At 56.0% G+C, this 14,665-nt stretch carries 19 protein-coding genes; 10 read left to right on the top strand and 9 right to left on the bottom strand.

Annotated features, from left to right (window positions below; genetic code table 11):
• Positions 1 to 9: 9 nt before the first annotated feature.
• Positions 10 to 1,053 (bottom strand): phosphoribosylformylglycinamidine cyclo-ligase, encoded by a 1,044-nt coding sequence (gene purM / locus HXY31_RS07545; RefSeq protein WP_292641520.1) that lies wholly within the window; start codon positions 1,051 to 1,053, stop codon positions 10 to 12.
• Positions 1,054 to 1,119: 66 nt separating this feature from the next.
• Here purM and HXY31_RS07540 point away from each other — a divergent pair, with 66 nt between their 5' ends.
• Genes HXY31_RS07540 through HXY31_RS07525 form a run of 4 tightly spaced genes read left to right on the top strand, consistent with a single transcriptional unit; the run spans position 1,120 to position 3,850 of the window.
• Positions 1,120 to 1,617, top strand: a complete 498-nt coding sequence (locus tag HXY31_RS07540) for an urease accessory protein UreE (RefSeq protein WP_292641519.1) — start codon at positions 1,120 to 1,122, stop codon at positions 1,615 to 1,617.
• A complete protein-coding gene (locus HXY31_RS07535) occupies positions 1,607 to 2,290 on the top strand; it encodes an urease accessory UreF family protein (RefSeq protein WP_292641517.1) in 684 nt (227 codons plus the stop codon). Before HXY31_RS07540 ends, HXY31_RS07535 begins: the two co-directional genes overlap by 11 nt.
• Before the next feature lie 17 nt (positions 2,291 to 2,307).
• The gene (ureG, locus tag HXY31_RS07530; RefSeq protein WP_292641516.1) at positions 2,308 to 2,958 is read left to right on the top strand and encodes an urease accessory protein UreG; all 651 of its coding nucleotides are present in this window, start codon (positions 2,308 to 2,310) and stop codon (positions 2,956 to 2,958) included.
• A 1-nt stretch (position 2,959) separates the two neighbouring features.
• Positions 2,960 to 3,850: an urease accessory protein UreD gene (locus tag HXY31_RS07525; protein ID WP_292641514.1), complete on the top strand. Its 891-nt coding sequence runs from the start codon at positions 2,960 to 2,962 to the stop codon at positions 3,848 to 3,850.
• Here HXY31_RS07525 and HXY31_RS07520 read toward each other — a convergent pair whose 3' ends face one another.
• From HXY31_RS07520 to HXY31_RS07495, 6 genes are all read right to left on the bottom strand, one after another.
• Positions 3,851 to 4,327 (bottom strand): universal stress protein, encoded by a 477-nt coding sequence (locus tag HXY31_RS07520; protein ID WP_292641513.1) that lies wholly within the window; start codon positions 4,325 to 4,327, stop codon positions 3,851 to 3,853.
• A 57-nt stretch (positions 4,328 to 4,384) separates the two neighbouring features.
• Complete coding sequence (locus HXY31_RS07515) at positions 4,385 to 4,876, bottom strand: hypothetical protein (protein WP_292641511.1); 492 nt, start codon at positions 4,874 to 4,876, stop codon at positions 4,385 to 4,387.
• Between the two features lie 41 nt (positions 4,877 to 4,917).
• Complete coding sequence (locus tag HXY31_RS07510; protein ID WP_292641510.1) at positions 4,918 to 5,085, bottom strand: hypothetical protein; 168 nt, start codon at positions 5,083 to 5,085, stop codon at positions 4,918 to 4,920.
• A gap of 185 nt (positions 5,086 to 5,270) precedes the next feature.
• The gene (locus HXY31_RS07505; protein ID WP_292641509.1) at positions 5,271 to 5,792 is read right to left on the bottom strand and encodes a hypothetical protein; all 522 of its coding nucleotides are present in this window, start codon (positions 5,790 to 5,792) and stop codon (positions 5,271 to 5,273) included.
• 45 nt (positions 5,793 to 5,837) lie between these two features.
• Positions 5,838 to 7,361, bottom strand: a complete 1,524-nt coding sequence (locus HXY31_RS07500; protein WP_292641508.1) for a hypothetical protein — start codon at positions 7,359 to 7,361, stop codon at positions 5,838 to 5,840.
• A 79-nt stretch (positions 7,362 to 7,440) separates the two neighbouring features.
• Positions 7,441 to 7,713, bottom strand: a complete 273-nt coding sequence (locus tag HXY31_RS07495) for a hypothetical protein (RefSeq protein ID WP_292641507.1) — start codon at positions 7,711 to 7,713, stop codon at positions 7,441 to 7,443.
• A gap of 190 nt (positions 7,714 to 7,903) precedes the next feature.
• Between HXY31_RS07495 and HXY31_RS07490 the strand changes: the two genes are divergently transcribed.
• The 4 genes from HXY31_RS07490 to HXY31_RS07475 all read left to right on the top strand — a co-directional run bounded on the left by HXY31_RS07490 (position 7,904) and on the right by HXY31_RS07475 (position 11,107).
• Positions 7,904 to 8,659 (top strand): ParB/RepB/Spo0J family partition protein, encoded by a 756-nt coding sequence (locus tag HXY31_RS07490; protein ID WP_292641506.1) that lies wholly within the window; start codon positions 7,904 to 7,906, stop codon positions 8,657 to 8,659.
• Positions 8,660 to 8,774: 115 nt separating this feature from the next.
• Positions 8,775 to 9,920, top strand: coding sequence for an agmatinase family protein (locus tag HXY31_RS07485; protein WP_292641504.1), 1,146 nt, complete (start codon positions 8,775 to 8,777; stop codon positions 9,918 to 9,920).
• Positions 9,921 to 9,927: 7 nt separating this feature from the next.
• Positions 9,928 to 10,314, top strand: coding sequence for an urease subunit gamma (locus HXY31_RS07480; protein WP_292641503.1), 387 nt, complete (start codon positions 9,928 to 9,930; stop codon positions 10,312 to 10,314).
• Between the two features lies 1 nt (position 10,315).
• A complete protein-coding gene (locus HXY31_RS07475; RefSeq protein WP_292641501.1) occupies positions 10,316 to 11,107 on the top strand; it encodes a hypothetical protein in 792 nt (263 codons plus the stop codon).
• On the opposite strand, the gene thsA is transcribed toward HXY31_RS07475, so the two are convergent.
• Positions 11,101 to 12,768 carry a thermosome subunit alpha gene (thsA, locus tag HXY31_RS07470; RefSeq protein ID WP_292641500.1) on the bottom strand — a complete coding sequence of 556 codons (1,668 nt, stop codon included), beginning with the start codon at positions 12,766 to 12,768 and terminating at the stop codon, positions 11,101 to 11,103. The genes HXY31_RS07475 and thsA overlap by 7 nt on opposite strands.
• 135 nt (positions 12,769 to 12,903) lie before the next feature.
• Between thsA and HXY31_RS07465 the strand changes: the two genes are divergently transcribed.
• Positions 12,904 to 13,077 carry a hypothetical protein gene (locus tag HXY31_RS07465; RefSeq protein ID WP_292641499.1) on the top strand — a complete coding sequence of 58 codons (174 nt, stop codon included), beginning with the start codon at positions 12,904 to 12,906 and terminating at the stop codon, positions 13,075 to 13,077.
• A 74-nt stretch (positions 13,078 to 13,151) separates the two neighbouring features.
• On the top strand, positions 13,152 to 14,015 hold the full coding sequence (locus tag HXY31_RS07460) for a ParB/RepB/Spo0J family partition protein (RefSeq protein ID WP_292641498.1): 864 nt from the start codon (positions 13,152 to 13,154) through the stop codon (positions 14,013 to 14,015).
• Here HXY31_RS07460 and HXY31_RS07455 read toward each other — a convergent pair whose 3' ends face one another.
• The gene (locus tag HXY31_RS07455) at positions 14,016 to 14,555 is read right to left on the bottom strand and encodes a histidine kinase (RefSeq protein WP_292641497.1); all 540 of its coding nucleotides are present in this window, start codon (positions 14,553 to 14,555) and stop codon (positions 14,016 to 14,018) included.
• Positions 14,556 to 14,665 lie beyond the last annotated feature (110 nt).

The following is a 14,665-nucleotide window of genomic DNA, read 5'->3' as shown; positions in this document are numbered from 1 at the left end:
GTCTTGGCATTACAGCATGTGTTTCTTGCCTTCAAGCGTTGCGACGACGCCTGCACCCTTTTCTATCCTTCCAATAGGGCTGCAGCGCATCTTGTGCTTGCCAAATATCCTGATCACCTGCTCTGCAGATGCCTTGGGCGCCACGACGCAAAAGCCGACGCCCATGTTAAACGTCCTGTACATCTCCTCGATGTCGATGTCGCCGTCTACCTGTATCTGCTTGAAGATGCCGGTGACCGAAGGCAGGCCGTCAAGCATATAGCGCACGTTCTTGTTGAGGCGCGTAAGTTTGGTGAACGCGCCGCCGGTGATGTTGGCAAGGCCGTGAACCCTGGTCTTTTCAAGCACTTCCATCACTGGCTTGACGTATATCCTAGTCGGCGTCAACAGTTCTTCTCCGACAGTCTGGACAAGGTGCTCGGCGTTTTCGTCCACTGAATATTTCGACAGCAAGACTTTTCTTGCAAGCGTGTAGCCGTTAGAGTGGAGTCCGCTGCTTTCGACGCCAAGTATCACGTCTCCGGGCTTTATCGAGTTGCCAAGAACCTGCCTCTCCACCACGCCCATCACCATCCCTGCAAGGTCAAAGGCGTTGTCGCCCTCGCCGGCTATGACGTCTGGAAGGACCGCGGTCTCGCCTCCCACGATTGCCATCTGCGACTGCCTGGCGCCTTCCACCAAGCCGCCGGCTATCTCCTCTATCAGTTTCTCGTTTGGCTGCCTCAGCGCGATATAGTCGATGAACGCTACAGGCCTTGCGCCGACGCAGATGACGTCATTGACGTTCATGGCCACGCAATCGATTCCAACCGTGTCAAACTTGTTCATGAGCTGCGCGACCAGCACTTTTGTGCCCACGCCGTCGGAGTGCAGCGCTATGGTCTGGGAGCCGAGCTTTACAAGGCCGGCATAGTGGCCAAAGCCGGAAAGCACCCTGCCTTTTCTGGGAAACCTGTGCGTGATGGAAATTATGTCGCCTATGGACTTTTGCGCCGCCCGGATTTTGCCGACATCGACACCGGCGTCGCGATAAGTCATCTTCTTCTTAAACATCAGGAGGTAGCAATCTATGATTATAAATAGAATTTCAAAAGGAAATTAAGCAGACCGCCCTTAGAATTGGCGATAACCCTGATAATCTGTGAGTCTGTGATAGGCAACATCGGAAAAGGGCTCAAAGGCAAATACGACGAGATGCTTGCAAAAGACGCAGTTGAAAGGATATCGATAAGCAGGGCCGAGTCGGAGCGCCTGCGGATGAGAAAGAGCACCGACAGGGGGACAGACATCGCACTTTCGATGCCGGCAGGCACCCGGCTCAGGCACGGCGACGTGGTGTCGCTGGCCGACAGGATGATAGTCGTCGCAATAGAGCCGGAAAATGTCGCGGTGGTCAGGTTGAAAAACGGCGACGCAAGGACGGCGGTGCTCGTCGGCCACGCGATTGGGAACCTGCACAGGCCGATAAGGGTGGAAGGCGACAGGATAATCCTGCCTGTCCAGTCCGACGGAGAAGTAGAGATGCTGAGGAGGCAGCTGGGGCCACTTGCGGGCAATGTCGACATAACTCGCGATTTTGTCGTGTTCGAGCCGGAGGCAGGGGCCCATGAGCACTGAGTTCCTGTCGATGCTGCAGCTTGCAGACTCGTTCTTCCCGGCAGGCACATACACGATGTCAAACGGGCTTGAGGCGCTCTCGAAACGCAAGAAGGTCAAGGCTGACGAATTGCAGGTCCTTGTCAGGACCCACCTTGAAAGGCAGGTGGGGCCGGCGGACTGCTGCACGCTGGGCGCGGCGTATGAAAGTGCAAAAGCAGGCGACATCGAAGGCATCATCCGCGCCGACCAGGCGCTTTATGCTGCCAAGCTGGTTGAAGAGGTGCGCAACGCTTCTGCCCGGTCCGGCGCCAACCTTGTCCGCTGCGTCGCCGCATTTTCCAATGACGCCCTGCTTGCAGAATATGCCAAGGCGGTAAATGAAAAAAGGGCTACAGGCATGCATCCCGTTGCGCTTGGAGTCGCCTGCGCGGCGCTTGGGATACCAAAGCATGAAGCCGGGGCGATGTTCCTCTACTCGTTCTGCGTCGGCATGGCCGGCGCGGCCCTGAGGCTTGGCGTCATCGACCACGTGGCTGCGCAAAAGATGCTGCACGAGCTTGGGCCGGCCATAACAGCAGCGGTCAAGGAAAACGTCGACAAGCCTCTTGACCTGATGTGGCAGTTTGCGCCCGCAATTGACATCACTCAAATGGAGCACGAACAGCTGGACTCGAAAATGTTTATTACGTAAATTCGAGTTTTTCCTGCATGGCAAAGCGCGTGCCCCGCGTCGGCGTCGGCGGGCCGGTCGGCTCGGGCAAGACGATGCTGATAGAGCAGGTCGTGCCGGTGCTGTTTTCGATGGGCTACAGGGCAGGAATAATCTCCAACGACGTGGTGTCAAAGGAAGACGCGGACAGGATGAGGCGCAACCTTGCCACCGAGAAGGGGATGCTTGCAGAAGACCTGGTGGTAGGCCTTGCGACAGGTGGCTGCCCGCACACTGCAGTCAGGGAGGACCCGTCGATGAACATCGCCGAGGTCGAGGAGATGGAGTCGCGCCACCCCGAGCTTGACCTTATAATAATAGAGAGCGGGGGCGACAACATCACCACTACTTTCAGCCCGGCGCTTGCGGACTACTTCATCTACATAGTCGACGTCGCAGGGGGAGACAAGTACCCGAGGAAGAGGGGCCTTGGCATAGAGACCTGCGACCTTCTGGTCATAAACAAGATAGACCTTGCGCCCCACGTCGGCGCGGACCTGAAAGTCATGGAGCGCGACGCAAAAGCTGTAAGGGGCAACAGGCCGTTTGCGTTTGTCAACTGCAGGACCGGCGAGGGCGTCGACAAGGTCGCACGCCACATAGTCCGCGACGTCCTCTTTGAGCTGCCGCCAAAGGCAAGGGCGGGCTGAGATGGAAGGCATACCGCCGGAGGTGGCAGGGTACGGCGCCGCAAACCCTGTAAGCGAGACGGGCAAGCGCGGCGTGCTTACTCTGAGGCTTGCCGGCGACAAAACCACTGGCAGGACGGTTGTAAAAGAGCAGTACTCGCAGGTCCCGCTTTATGCGCAAAAGCCGATGTACCTTGAAGAGTCGCTTCCATCTATGGCCTACATGTACGTCATATCGCCTTCCGGCGGCGTCTTGCAGGGCGACACGTACAGGATAGACGTTTCGCTTGAAAGCGGCGCGCAGGCCCACCTGACTACGCAGGGCGCCACCCGGGTCTACAAGATGGAGGAGGGCTTTGCAACGCAGGAGATAAACATCACCGCAGACAGGGGCTGCTACCTGGAGTACATGCCCGACCAGATAATACCCTATGCAGGCTCGAGGTTCTACCAGAAGACGAGCATCAGGGCGCACGAGGAGGCGACGGTGGTCTACTCGGAGATAATCACACCCGGCAGGGTGGCGTCCGGCGAGAGGTTTGGTTACGACGTCTGCTACCTCAGGATACAGGGAAGCGACCTGCAGGGCGGGCTGAAATTTGCAGACTCGTCGGTGCTAGAGCCAAAAAAACATGACGTGATGGCGCCGGGTGCGCTCGAGCAGGACGTGGTCGCAAGCGTCTACGTGATGGCGCCTTCAAGGCTCGTCCCCGAGCTTGGCAGGCTTGCAAACGCGGCTCTGGCAGACATGAAGATCCGCGCTGGCGCGTCTGTCATGCCGCACAGCTGCGGCATCGCCGCAAGGATGCTCGGAGACCGCGCAGAAATCTTGCAGCAAGGCGCAGCCAGGATAGCCGAGATAACAAGAAAGCTCGTGCTTGGCGCGCCTTACACAAAGATGCGCAAGGGCTGACTAGCGCACGACCAGCACCGGACACGGGGCGTGGTTCAGGACAGCGTTTGTCACGCTCCCGACCAAAAGCTGCCGGAACTTTGACTGGCCGCGCTTGCCCATGACTATGAGGTCTACGTCGTTTTTCTTGGCGTAGGACGTTATCATGCCAACCTCGGACGTGCCGTCGTCTGGCACTATCTCGCTTGCCGTCTTTACGCCAGCCTTGTCTGCCTGCGACTTGATCTCCTCTATCCACTTTTCCGCGGCCTTGGTCCTTGCCTTTTTGAAACCCTCCACCAGCCTGACGTTGCCGTACTTGGCCTGGAGACCTATGGCTCCGCCCTGCTTGACGTCTTCGATGACGTGCATCAGGACCAGCTTGGCGTTTTCGACGCGCGCAAGGTGTATCGCGTATTTCGCGGCCTTTCTGGAAACAGGCGAGCCGTCGAGCGGTACCAGTATCTTTGTAAAAGACGGGGCCTCGGCACCTGTCATAGCCATAGATGATTTACTAATTATATAAAGATGGTTGCTCTAGCTGTATATTACGAATCAATTCTCCAAAAGCACAAAGTCGCGGCCAAAAACAAACCCTGCAAGCATTATCCCGCCCTTCTGGAACACGATTGCCAGCTGCGAGAGGATGCTGTCGGGCTGATAGTCAATCCTGCCGGCCTTGAAGGCAAGCGACATTTCGTCGGGCTGTACAAAAAGCGGCATCTTGACTTCTGCCAGGCCCTTTTCCTTGCGCATGTGGTTGAGCATCTGCAGCACCATGTCTATGTCGTGCTTGATGTCTGGCAGTTCGATGTTTTCGGTGTAGGTTCTTGCCTCCCCGCCTGCCTGGACCCGCGCCACCCGAAATACCGCCGGCGCCTTCTTCCACGAGGGGAGGAACTCTGAAAACGACGACAACAGCTCGTCTATTTCCTTTCTAAAAGGCGAAAGGTCGTCCCAGGTCCCGCGCTTTTGTCTTTCTACAAGTCTTATTATCTCGCGTTTTACGCCGGGTACGTCCTTGACCGGACGGATGTTGAACAGCAACCACTAGTAATCGTCGCGGTTGCTATTCAATATTGCCGCAGTTAACGGAGGTCGTCGTGCTTTTTGCGGACGTACTCTTCCACTACTGCGCGGCTTTCCAGCCTGTCCAGGCTGCTCTCTATTTCCGGCTGGAACTTTTTCTTGGCATACCAGACTGCGGCTGCGCTGCCTCCAATTATGATCGCTATTGTTATCGCTTCCTCGAGCATGCCCGGTGTCTGCCGCATTGTGGATATAAATTTAGATATTATGATAATATGTTAAAGCGACGATATTGTGCGACAGAAATTATTGAAAACCAGAAAGACGGTAGAAGAATTATCTGGCGAACGGGTTTTACAGAGTATATTTATTGCATTATTTGTGCAACCGTCAAATATGTAAACTACGCACGCTAGATAGTCAGGACCTTCTTTGCTTCGTTGACCCTGTCCAGCAGCTCTTTCAAAAACACGTCGGCAAACTGCTCAAAGGTGTAGACTGAATGCTTTGTCCTGTACTCCTGCTTGCGCTTTTGATATTCAGCTTCAAGCCATGCAAAATCTGCTTCTTTTAGTTTCAGCATAAAGTTCTGCGACTTGGCCTTTGACTCGAACATGTTGAGCATAAAGTAGCTCGCAAACTGGGTGAAGCTGTTCGCCCTGTACTTTCTGCTGTACTCGTCCTTGAATTTTTCATAGTTCTCGTCGAGCCAGGCCTTGACGTCTGACCGTATGGTAAGCGACGTGTACCTGCCGGCAAAGTCTTCCTTGATTGTGCAGGCGTCAACAGTGTAGTAGCCGCGCTTTACCTCGTTCATCATGATGATGAGCGCGCTTGGCACGAACATGCCCGGGTAGTACTCGTCGGTTATCTTTTGCAGCTTTGCCAGTATCGCCGGCTTGAGGCCGATGGTGGCGTACCCCTGGCTTGGCACAGGAGCATGGAGCGCCCCTTCCGATAATTAACCTTTTTAGTAATCCTATTTCGGGGTTGGCTCCACGTAGCTCTTCAGGTCCTCGCCGTTTACGACGTCTTCCTCAGGCGGCACATAGTCGACGACTCCATGCCTCTTTTCGCCGGGATACTTTTTCTGCGTCGCAAGCGCCACGATTACAAACAGCGCAAAGGAGATAGGCGGCGGTATGAACGTGTCAAGCCCTGCAAGCTCGAGAGGTATTACGAAGAACATCAGGAGCCTCAGTCCGGTGCCAACTACGAGCGAAACCACAGCTGCAGGCATGTTGGCCTTTCTCCAGAACAGGCCGAGCGTCAGGGGCGCCCACGCGCCGGCAAACACGATGTCAAACGCAAGTATCAGGTAGACGCCCGGCTGGGGCAGCAGGTAGGCCAGTATGAACGCAGAGACCATCATGGGTATGGTAAAGATGCGCGTCGTCCTCAGCAGCTTCTTGTCATCCATGCCCGGCCTCTTGAGCCACTTTTTCAGAATGTCGCGCTGGATAAGGTTTCTTGAAATGACGCTTGAAATTGCGAGCAGACCGCCGTTTGCAGTCGACATGGAGGCACCAAGGACGCCCATGAGGAGTGCCACCCCTATCGGGAACGGCACGTGGTTTATCGCAAGTTCCGGATAGGCTAGGAACGGGTCGGCTATGCCCGGTATGAGAAAGAGCGCGACTATGCCCATCATGCTCGTGGGCACTATGGTCGATATTGTCAGGCCGGCGCCCATGAACGCGCCCTTCTGCGCGGTCTTGCCATCCCTTGCCGCAAAGACGCGCTCCATAAAGTCAAGCGCGACGATGTCGCCAACCGCAAGGCCGATGATGCCTGCCCAGTTGACAAGGCCTCCTCCTTCAAGCGTCATAAGCCCTGACAGGTCGAGGTATCCTTCAGGCGCCGCGGCAAGTATCGTGTCAAACGGCGTGCCCGAGAACCCGCCGGCAAAGAATATGAACGCGGCCCAGAACGCGCCTATTGCAAGGTATATCTGGAATATGTCGGTGTAGGCCGACGAAAAGAGGCCGCCGGCAAATGTGTAAACGAGCACCACTATGGCCGCAATGAGCATTGCCCAGAAAAAGTCGATGCCAAACACGGCTGACATGATAAAGCCGCTTGCTGCAAAGTTGCCGGCGACAAGAACTATGAAGCTCACCATCATGATGACGCCAGAGATGCCTTCTGCGCCGGCGCCAAACCTGCGGAAGTAAAAGTCAGGCAGGGTCAGGAGCGACATCTTGTTCAGTTTCTTGCCGTAGAACGCGCCGGTGAGTATCAGACACGCGGCGAGGCCTATTGGGATCGCGGCGCCGGCCCAGAACCCGAAATTGTAGACCAGCGAGACGTTGCCAAGAGAAGAGTTGCCGTCGATGGACTGCGCGGCGAGCATGGTGCCCACGAAAAAGAGGGGCAGGCTTTTTCCGGCGACCATGTACCTTTTGCTGCTTTTCCTTACAAGCCTTGAAGTGAGCGTCCCGACTGCAAGCGACAGCCCTAGGAACGCAATGATAGCTATTCCATATCCGTCCAGCCCAGCCATACCCTTTTCTTATGTATTTAGTAAATATATAAAACTTGCTCGGGCAAAAGTTCGACTGTCGAACGTCCCGCGCGCTTTTTTACGCGCTCTTGCAGACGCCAAGCATGTTCAGGATGTGGAAGGAAAAGGCGATGTCCTCTTTTTCGATGTCAGGCACGTGCTCGCCGGCCTCGTGCTTTAGGTCCTGCAAAAAGTCATAGATCTCGTCGACTGTCACCGGCGCGTCCTTGTAGCCCAGGTTTTCGTTGACCGTGTTGTACATCGAGATATAATAGCTCAGGAAGCTGGTCTTCATCAAAGTGCTCTCCGCGTCGGCCACCGCGCGGATAACCTTGGACGCACTTCCTTGCATGTCTGGATGGTGCCCGCGTGCGATATAAGCATTGGTGCAAAAAATGTAAACTACGTATTTGAGAGCATAGGATGATGCGTATACTACAGCTGTGCCGCCGTCTGATGTACAAAAGATGGAATATCTGCGCTTTTTTACGGTATTTCCAGACAGAAATTATAAATACGTAGATTACTAATACCATGCGCGAATGCGCGTCAAGAACATCCCGGTAAGCAAGATAGACATCGCAGAAGAGAACGTCAGAAAGGACCACTCTTTTGGAGAGGACAGCAAGGACAGGCTCATCAAGGAGCACCTCTCAAAGTTCGACCTTTTGCAGCCGGTCGTCGTGCGCTTTGACGCAAAGAGCAAGCGTTACAAGCTCCTGATAGGCCGCCGGCGCTTTTTCGCGCTGAGCGCCAAGGGCGAGACCCGGATCCCTGCAGTCGTGACAGAGCTTGAAGGCGCAGAGGCAGGGGCCGCATCGCTTTTTGAGAATCTGGTACGAAAGGACCTGTCGCCGCTTGAAAAGGCGCAGATGGTCAAGAGGCTGGTCGACACAACCAAGTCGGGCATAACCGGAGTCTCTTCAAAGTACGGCCTTCCAAAGAGCACTGTTAGCGAGTGGATCAGCATACTTTCGCTGCCGCAACCCCTCCAGGACGCCATAGAGGGCGGCAAGATAACGACGTACGAGGCGATAATGATAGCAAGAAAGCCAAAGGCAGTCCAGGAAAAACTTGCAGCCGCTGCAAGCAAGGGCGCACTGCAGGAGGCAATGGCTGACGTTGGCGTCAAGCGTGGAGCCCCGCGTGGCCTTCTCACGGTCAGGCTGGTCTTTGACCCGAGAAAAGAGCAGCACAAGGAGCTATGGGACAAGCTTGGCGAGCTGGCAGAGCAGGAAGGACTCGACGTGACGCAGTACGCCTGGCGCGTCCTTGCAAAGCACGCAGAGAAAGCGTAGATTACGTTATTTCGACAAGATGTGTTGCGGCAATCTGGGAATGAGGGTAGCCGTGTGACGTAAATTACCTAGAAATATTTTTAATATACTTACTAATTATTAAAAGCGATAGTCCATGGGCATGGAATTTTACGGCGACTCGTACAAGGGAAATGACGAACCGATCTTTGTCGGAATACCCACGTTTTTGAAACTGCCGTGGGTAAGGAGCAAGGCGGAGCTGGACAAGGTCAAGCCGGACGTCGCCATCATAGGTGAGCCGTTTGACTTTGGGACCACCATACGTCCTGGCGCAAGGTACGGCCCAAGGGCGATCCGCGCGGCTTCCACCGTTCCGTCGCCGCCTTATGAGCACTTTAACATTGAAACAGGCGTCGACCCGTTTGGCGTTTTTAGGACAGTCGACTATGGCGACGTGAACATCTCGCCCGGCGACGTCGTCGAGTCTCACAGGCGCATGACGGACAAGGTAAAGGAGGTCCTGGACATCGACGGCATACCGGTGATGCTCGGCGGCGACCACTCTATCACGTTTGCAAACGTGAGGGCTTTTGCTAAAAAGTACAAGAACATCGGCATGATCCACATCGACACGCACGCCGACTGCGCGCCGCAGGGGTTGACTGGCTTCAAGTACGATCACGGCGCGCACATACGCAGGATTATGGAGCTTGGGTGCCTGAAAGGCAAGAACTACACGCTCATCGGGCCCAGGGGCTACTGGCCGGGGCCGGACCTCTACAAGTGGATGGCCGACCAGGACTTTCAGTGGTTCACGATGCTCGACGTCGAGGAGCTTGGCATCGACAAGATTGCCAAAGAAGCAGCAGACAGGGCAAACGACAACGTCGACGCGGTGTACATCAGCTGGGACATCGACACGTTTGACCCTGCATACGCGCCGGGAACAGGCGAGCCGGAGCCAAACGGCCTGACATCGAGGGAAGGAATGAGGCTGATGCGCCTTCTTTCAACCTCGTTTGACCCGGACAGGTTTGCCTTCGACCTGGTGGAAGTCGCGCCAAACTATGACGTGAGCGACGGTAGCTCCTACAACGGAGGCATCACGTCGGGCCTTGCAAACAGGCTCATCGTGGAACTGCTGGCAGGGCTCTCGCTGACAAAGAAGGGCCAGACGGAAGGCAAGCCGGTCAGGCCGCGGTCTTACAGGGGAACGGGCCACACATACGACTTTGGCAACGGGCCCAAGGCAAGGATTCCAAAGAGGCCGCCGCTGAGCTACGGGTCCAGGAAAAAGTAGACGGGCCATGATATACATCAAGGCGACTGCAAGGGGCGAGCCCGACGCTCTGCCCCTTGCCAGGACATTCCAGTACGCGGACAAAGACGACGAGCTCATCCTGCACCACTCTGTCGAGATGGTAAAGGAAAAGCTCCTCAAGAACATGAAGCTGAACGTCAACGAGGCCCTGCTGCTTTATGCGTACTTTGTAACAAGCCAGATGCGCGCCAAAAAGCACACGGGCGCGATTGAAAAGGACGCCAAGGCGGTATTGTCGGCAGGCCAGGTGATGATAGGCGTGCCGGAAACGTTAAGAACCATTGCGTTTGATGCAGTGGTGGATGGCAGGCGCGACTGGGTGGTGCTAAAGGAGCCCATCCCTTCATCGGGATACATAATGGCGGCAGAGTGACATGGTGCTGGAAATATTCGACGTAATGCTTCAGCCGGTTTTCTCGGCATTTCAGGCGGCCGAGTCGTCCATAGACACCGCCGCGCCTGCAGGGATACTACTCCTCGGGCTCTTGACGGGCCTGCGCCATTCAATCGAGGCAGACCACGTGGCTGCAGTCTCGACCATGGTTGCAAGCGGCGGAAAAAAGCTGCGCAACGCGCCGCTGCTTGGCACGCTCTGGGGCCTGGGCCACACGGCCACTCTTTTTGCTGCAGGCCTGCTGGTGCTCCTGCTTGCAGTCAACATCCCGGAAAAAGTGAGCGGAAGGCTCGAGTTTGGAGTCGGCGTGATGCTTCTCTTTCTGGCAGTTACGGCCCTTACAGGATTTAGCGCAAGCAGGTTCTTCCGCGGCCTTTTCCGCAGGCAGGGCCACTCGCACCCGCATGCCCACCCGGAGCACGGGATTATCCACACGCACGACCACGACCACGAAGGCGAGCACCACCACGGCCACAAGTCGATTATAGTCGGCATGATACACGGCATGGCCGGGAGCGGCGCGCTGATGCTGGTGGTGCTTTCCACGATACACTATGTGCCCCTCGGCCTTGCATACATCGCAATCTTTGGGGCAGGCTCGATAGCGAGCATGGCCGGCGTCAGCACCCTCATCGGCCTGCCGTTTGCAAAGGCGCGCAACTATGCAAAAATGGCGCTTGCGCTAAAGTATGCGTCAGCGATTGTGGCATTTGTGATAGGCGCCGGCATGGTATACGAGCTTGGATTTGTAGACCGGGTGTTTTCTCAGTAATAGTGGTGGGACGGCCGCTGTGCCTTGCCCAGCTTGTCAAAGTGGTCGTGATCCTGCCTGCCTCCGCGGTGCGAGTGAGTGGTGCCGTCCGCATGCGTGTGCGTGTAGTACTGCGGCTTTGCCATCAGCACGTCGTCGACGCGCAAGAGCAGGCTTGCCACCTCGACGGCGGTCCCGAGGACCTGCTCCTTGACCGACACGGGCTCGACTATGTTCAACGACAGCATGTCCTGCACCCTGCGCTCGAGCGCGTTTATGCCGTGCCCGCCCTTTGCAGAGCGCAGCCGGACAAGCGTGTCGACTACGTCCATGCCGGCGTTGGCGGCTATTGTCAGCGGGATCTCTTCAAGCGCCTCTGCAAATTTTTGTACCGCAAGCTGCTCCCTGCCCTGTATGCCTGACGCCTTTTCCCTGACTGCCCGGGCCATCGCGGCCTCGGCAGAGCCCCCGCCTGCAACCACGGCAGGGTTTGCCACAAAGTCCCTGATGACGTTGAGGGCGTCGAGCGCCGAGCGGTGGAACTCGTCGAGGACTTTGGCCGAGCCTGCGCGCAAGAGTATCGTTACCGATCTGGGGTTTTTGCACCCTTCGACAAAGACCATCCTGTCGTCGCCCGTGAACTTTTCATACACGCGGCCGGCATACCCAAGGTCGCTTTTCAAAACGCGTCCGGGGTCGCGGGTTGTGCGCGCGCCTGTTGCCTTTTCAAGCCACCACAGGTCGTTTTCCTTTACCCTGCGGACCGACATTATGCCGGCATGCGCAAGCATGGTCTGGGCAGGCATGCTTATTCCGCCCCGCGCTATGACGACGTTTGCGCCCGAGTCTATTACTGCCTGCACCTTGCGCCGGAGGTCAAGCGCCTGGCTGTCGATGTATGCCCTTATTTGCGACGGGAGCGATATCCTGACCTCGGCGTCTGTCCGGGTCCTCTTGCTCTCAAGGTCATCGTCAAGAAGCAGTATCCTGGCGTCTCTGACCTCTTTTGGCATCGCCGAGTTGTCCACTGTCTTGTCTATCACGACGCCTGAAACCAGCCGCGTGTCAGAGACGCTGCCGGTCTTTTGCTCTATCTTGACGTCGTCTACTTCCACCCTGCCTGCGCCAAAGTCGGCGACTGCAAGCGCCGCGTCAACAATTATCCGGGAAATGTCGCCTGCCTCCGCGCATGACGATATCGCCTTTGATCCAAGGCACGTCGCTGCAAGTTTTTCCATCACCTGCCGGTCCGAAGGCTCGCACGGGATGGCGATCCTGCCCAGCCTGTCAATTGCGATTTCCAATCCTTTCTGGTAGCCGTCGGCTATGGTCGCCGGCGAGATTCCAATGTCTAAGAGCTCTTCCGCCTTTGCGACAAGCGCTCCTGCCAAGACCACGACGGAGGTGGTGCCGTCGCCCACCGCGTTGTCGACCGCGTTTGACGCCTCTATCAGGACCTTGGCGGCAGGGTGCTCGACGTCTATTTTCCTCAAAAGAGTCGCACCGTCTTTTGTTATCGTGACCTCGCCCATGACGTCGACAAACACCTTGTCCATGCCCCGGGGCCCGAGCAGGCTCTTGACCATCTCAGACATCAGCCTGGCGGCAAGCATGTTGTAGCGCCTTGCCTGGCCTCCTGTTGCCCGGGTGGTGCCCTCCTTGAAAAGCTCCTGGCCAGACATACCTACGGTTCAAAGATTGCGTATTTATGCAGTATCCCAAAATGTGTAGAATACCAACAGGCTAACTTTCAGACAGCATTGCCCGGTGGTAGTTTACGTATCGCGTATTTAACGCCGGATTGGCAAGCAAAGTTCTTGTCCAAAAGCGTGTACAAGAGCTGCATGATCTACCTGTACAGGTGCCTTGGATGCCTGGAGGTGTTTTCATCCCGGGAAAGCGCCGAGCGTCACGACAAAAAGTGCAGGCTCGTAGGGTATCTGACCATGACGCTTGACGAGTTCCTGAAAGGCCGGAAAGCAGCCAATTAGATTATTATCATAAAACTTGCGCGGAAGGTGACGGATCTTAAAATCATAAGTAGTTCTCAATGAATTTTACTGGCATGGAGTTCCCGGACACAAGTATCGTCGAGCAGATAGAGATGAAGATGATACGGCCATCGCAGTTTGCTGTCAGGGACAAGAACCAGAAGATGGGCGAGATAGAGACCCTGGCTTCAAGCATCAGGGAGCACGGGCTCCTCCAGCCGATTCTGATAAGGCCTCTTGACCACGGCTTTGAGATAGTGGCCGGCCACAGGCGATATCAAGCGTGCAGGTCGCTCAGGTGGCGCTTTATCCCCTGCAAGATTCGCGAGATGTCAGACAAACAGGCCTACGAGATACAGCTCACAGAAAACATCCAGCGCAAGTCCATGGACCCGATAGAGGAGGCCGAGGCGTTCCGCAGGTACGTCATGGACTTTGGCTGGGGCGGGGTAAGCGAGCTTGCCAAGAAAATAGGCAGGAGCGAGGAGTATGTCTCCCACCGCCTTCAGCTGCTGAAATTGCCTGACAGCGTCAAGGAGCAGATATCGCAGAACAGGATAAACGTCAGCCAGGCGATGGAACTTACCACGATGTCGTCGTCGAGGCAGGGCGAGGTAGTGAGCCAGATAGTGAACGACAACATGACTGTCAGGGAGATCCGCGAGATGAAGCTTGCAATGGCAAAGATGGAGCACGAAGAATCAAGCTACGAGCCGGCAGGCGCGCCCAAGCCTGTCAGGATAGCCAAAAAGGCGTCGCTCACCCTGCGCGTGACCCTTGCCAGAATAGACAACCTGATAGAAGAAGTGCATTCTACAGTCGAGCCCGAGCAGCGCGCCGAGCTTGTGGGCATGCTGATGTCAATGCGCATGCAGGTGCACTCGATGATAGACGAGGCTATCAGGTTCAAGAACGCAAGCCAGAAATCTGCACGCTGACTAGCGGCCCAGAAAAGGCGGTATCCATTCGTCGAGGAATTTCTTGTATTCCTTTGGAGTGTGCGTGAGCGCGTGGAACGACGGGTCCTTTGTCGGGATAAAGTCATAGACCTCGTATGACTGGATGATGTCGCCAAACAGGTTCCTGTATATGTCGCTCTCCTCGTCTGCCATCTCCTCGTTCAAGAACACCTGCACGGTTATCCAGTCGTAGCCTCCCCGGGTCCTGCCGGAGAATATCACAAACGGCGCGTCGGCGAGGTATTTCTTGAGCCCCTCTATCCTCTTTGGCAGGTGCTGCGACGTCTTGAAAGTGACAAGGGCCATGCGCATGGTCCGGCGGCGGAGCTTTTTCATGTCGACTGAAATGGTGTAGCCCGTTATCACGCCGTCGCCTTCGAGCTTGGCAATGCGGGACTCTATCTCCTCCTCGGTCAGGTTGTGGCCGTGGCCCCTTAGAAAGTCCCACAGTTCCTTTACGTCCTGCCTGGAATTCTTGCTCAGCGCGGACAGGATGAGCTCGTCGATGTCGTCGACCACACCAAGTCTAGGAGCAGGTAGGTTATAGATTTTTCAAGTTAGGGCGCACGGCAGGCTAATTCCGGGCCCAAAACCACGCCTGCTGGAAATAGCCGCGCGTTTTGGTTAAT

This window comes from Nitrososphaera sp., from assembly GCF_013388945.1.
GTDB lineage: Archaea > Thermoproteota > Nitrososphaeria > Nitrososphaerales > Nitrososphaeraceae > Nitrososphaera.
This window is presented reverse-complemented; position numbering and strand designations above follow the sequence as displayed.

What these genes read in the sequence shown, in the direction of transcription:
- HXY31_RS07535 (WP_292641517.1), top strand. Translation starts at nt 1,607, where the DNA reads ATGAGCACTGAGTTCCTGTCGATGCTGCAGCTTGCAGACTCGTTCTTC.
- ureG (WP_292641516.1), top strand. Translation starts at nt 2,308, where the DNA reads ATGGCAAAGCGCGTGCCCCGCGTCGGCGTCGGCGGGCCGGTCGGCTCG.
- HXY31_RS07500 (WP_292641508.1), bottom strand. Translation starts at nt 7,361, where the DNA reads ATGGCTGGGCTGGACGGATATGGAATAGCTATCATTGCGTTCCTAGGG.
- HXY31_RS07475 (WP_292641501.1), top strand. Translation starts at nt 10,316, where the DNA reads ATGGTGCTGGAAATATTCGACGTAATGCTTCAGCCGGTTTTCTCGGCA.
- HXY31_RS07480 (WP_292641503.1), top strand. Translation starts at nt 9,928, where the DNA reads ATGATATACATCAAGGCGACTGCAAGGGGCGAGCCCGACGCTCTGCCC.
- HXY31_RS07490 (WP_292641506.1), top strand. Translation starts at nt 7,904, where the DNA reads ATGCGCGTCAAGAACATCCCGGTAAGCAAGATAGACATCGCAGAAGAG.
- HXY31_RS07495 (WP_292641507.1), bottom strand. Translation starts at nt 7,713, where the DNA reads ATGCAAGGAAGTGCGTCCAAGGTTATCCGCGCGGTGGCCGACGCGGAG.
- thsA (WP_292641500.1), bottom strand. Translation starts at nt 12,768, where the DNA reads ATGTCTGGCCAGGAGCTTTTCAAGGAGGGCACCACCCGGGCAACAGGA.
- HXY31_RS07460 (WP_292641498.1), top strand. Translation starts at nt 13,152, where the DNA reads ATGGAGTTCCCGGACACAAGTATCGTCGAGCAGATAGAGATGAAGATG.
- purM (WP_292641520.1), bottom strand. Translation starts at nt 1,053, where the DNA reads ATGTTTAAGAAGAAGATGACTTATCGCGACGCCGGTGTCGATGTCGGC.
- HXY31_RS07485 (WP_292641504.1), top strand. Translation starts at nt 8,775, where the DNA reads ATGGGCATGGAATTTTACGGCGACTCGTACAAGGGAAATGACGAACCG.
- HXY31_RS07520 (WP_292641513.1), bottom strand. Translation starts at nt 4,327, where the DNA reads ATGACAGGTGCCGAGGCCCCGTCTTTTACAAAGATACTGGTACCGCTC.
- HXY31_RS07510 (WP_292641510.1), bottom strand. Translation starts at nt 5,085, where the DNA reads ATGCTCGAGGAAGCGATAACAATAGCGATCATAATTGGAGGCAGCGCA.
- HXY31_RS07525 (WP_292641514.1), top strand. Translation starts at nt 2,960, where the DNA reads ATGGAAGGCATACCGCCGGAGGTGGCAGGGTACGGCGCCGCAAACCCT.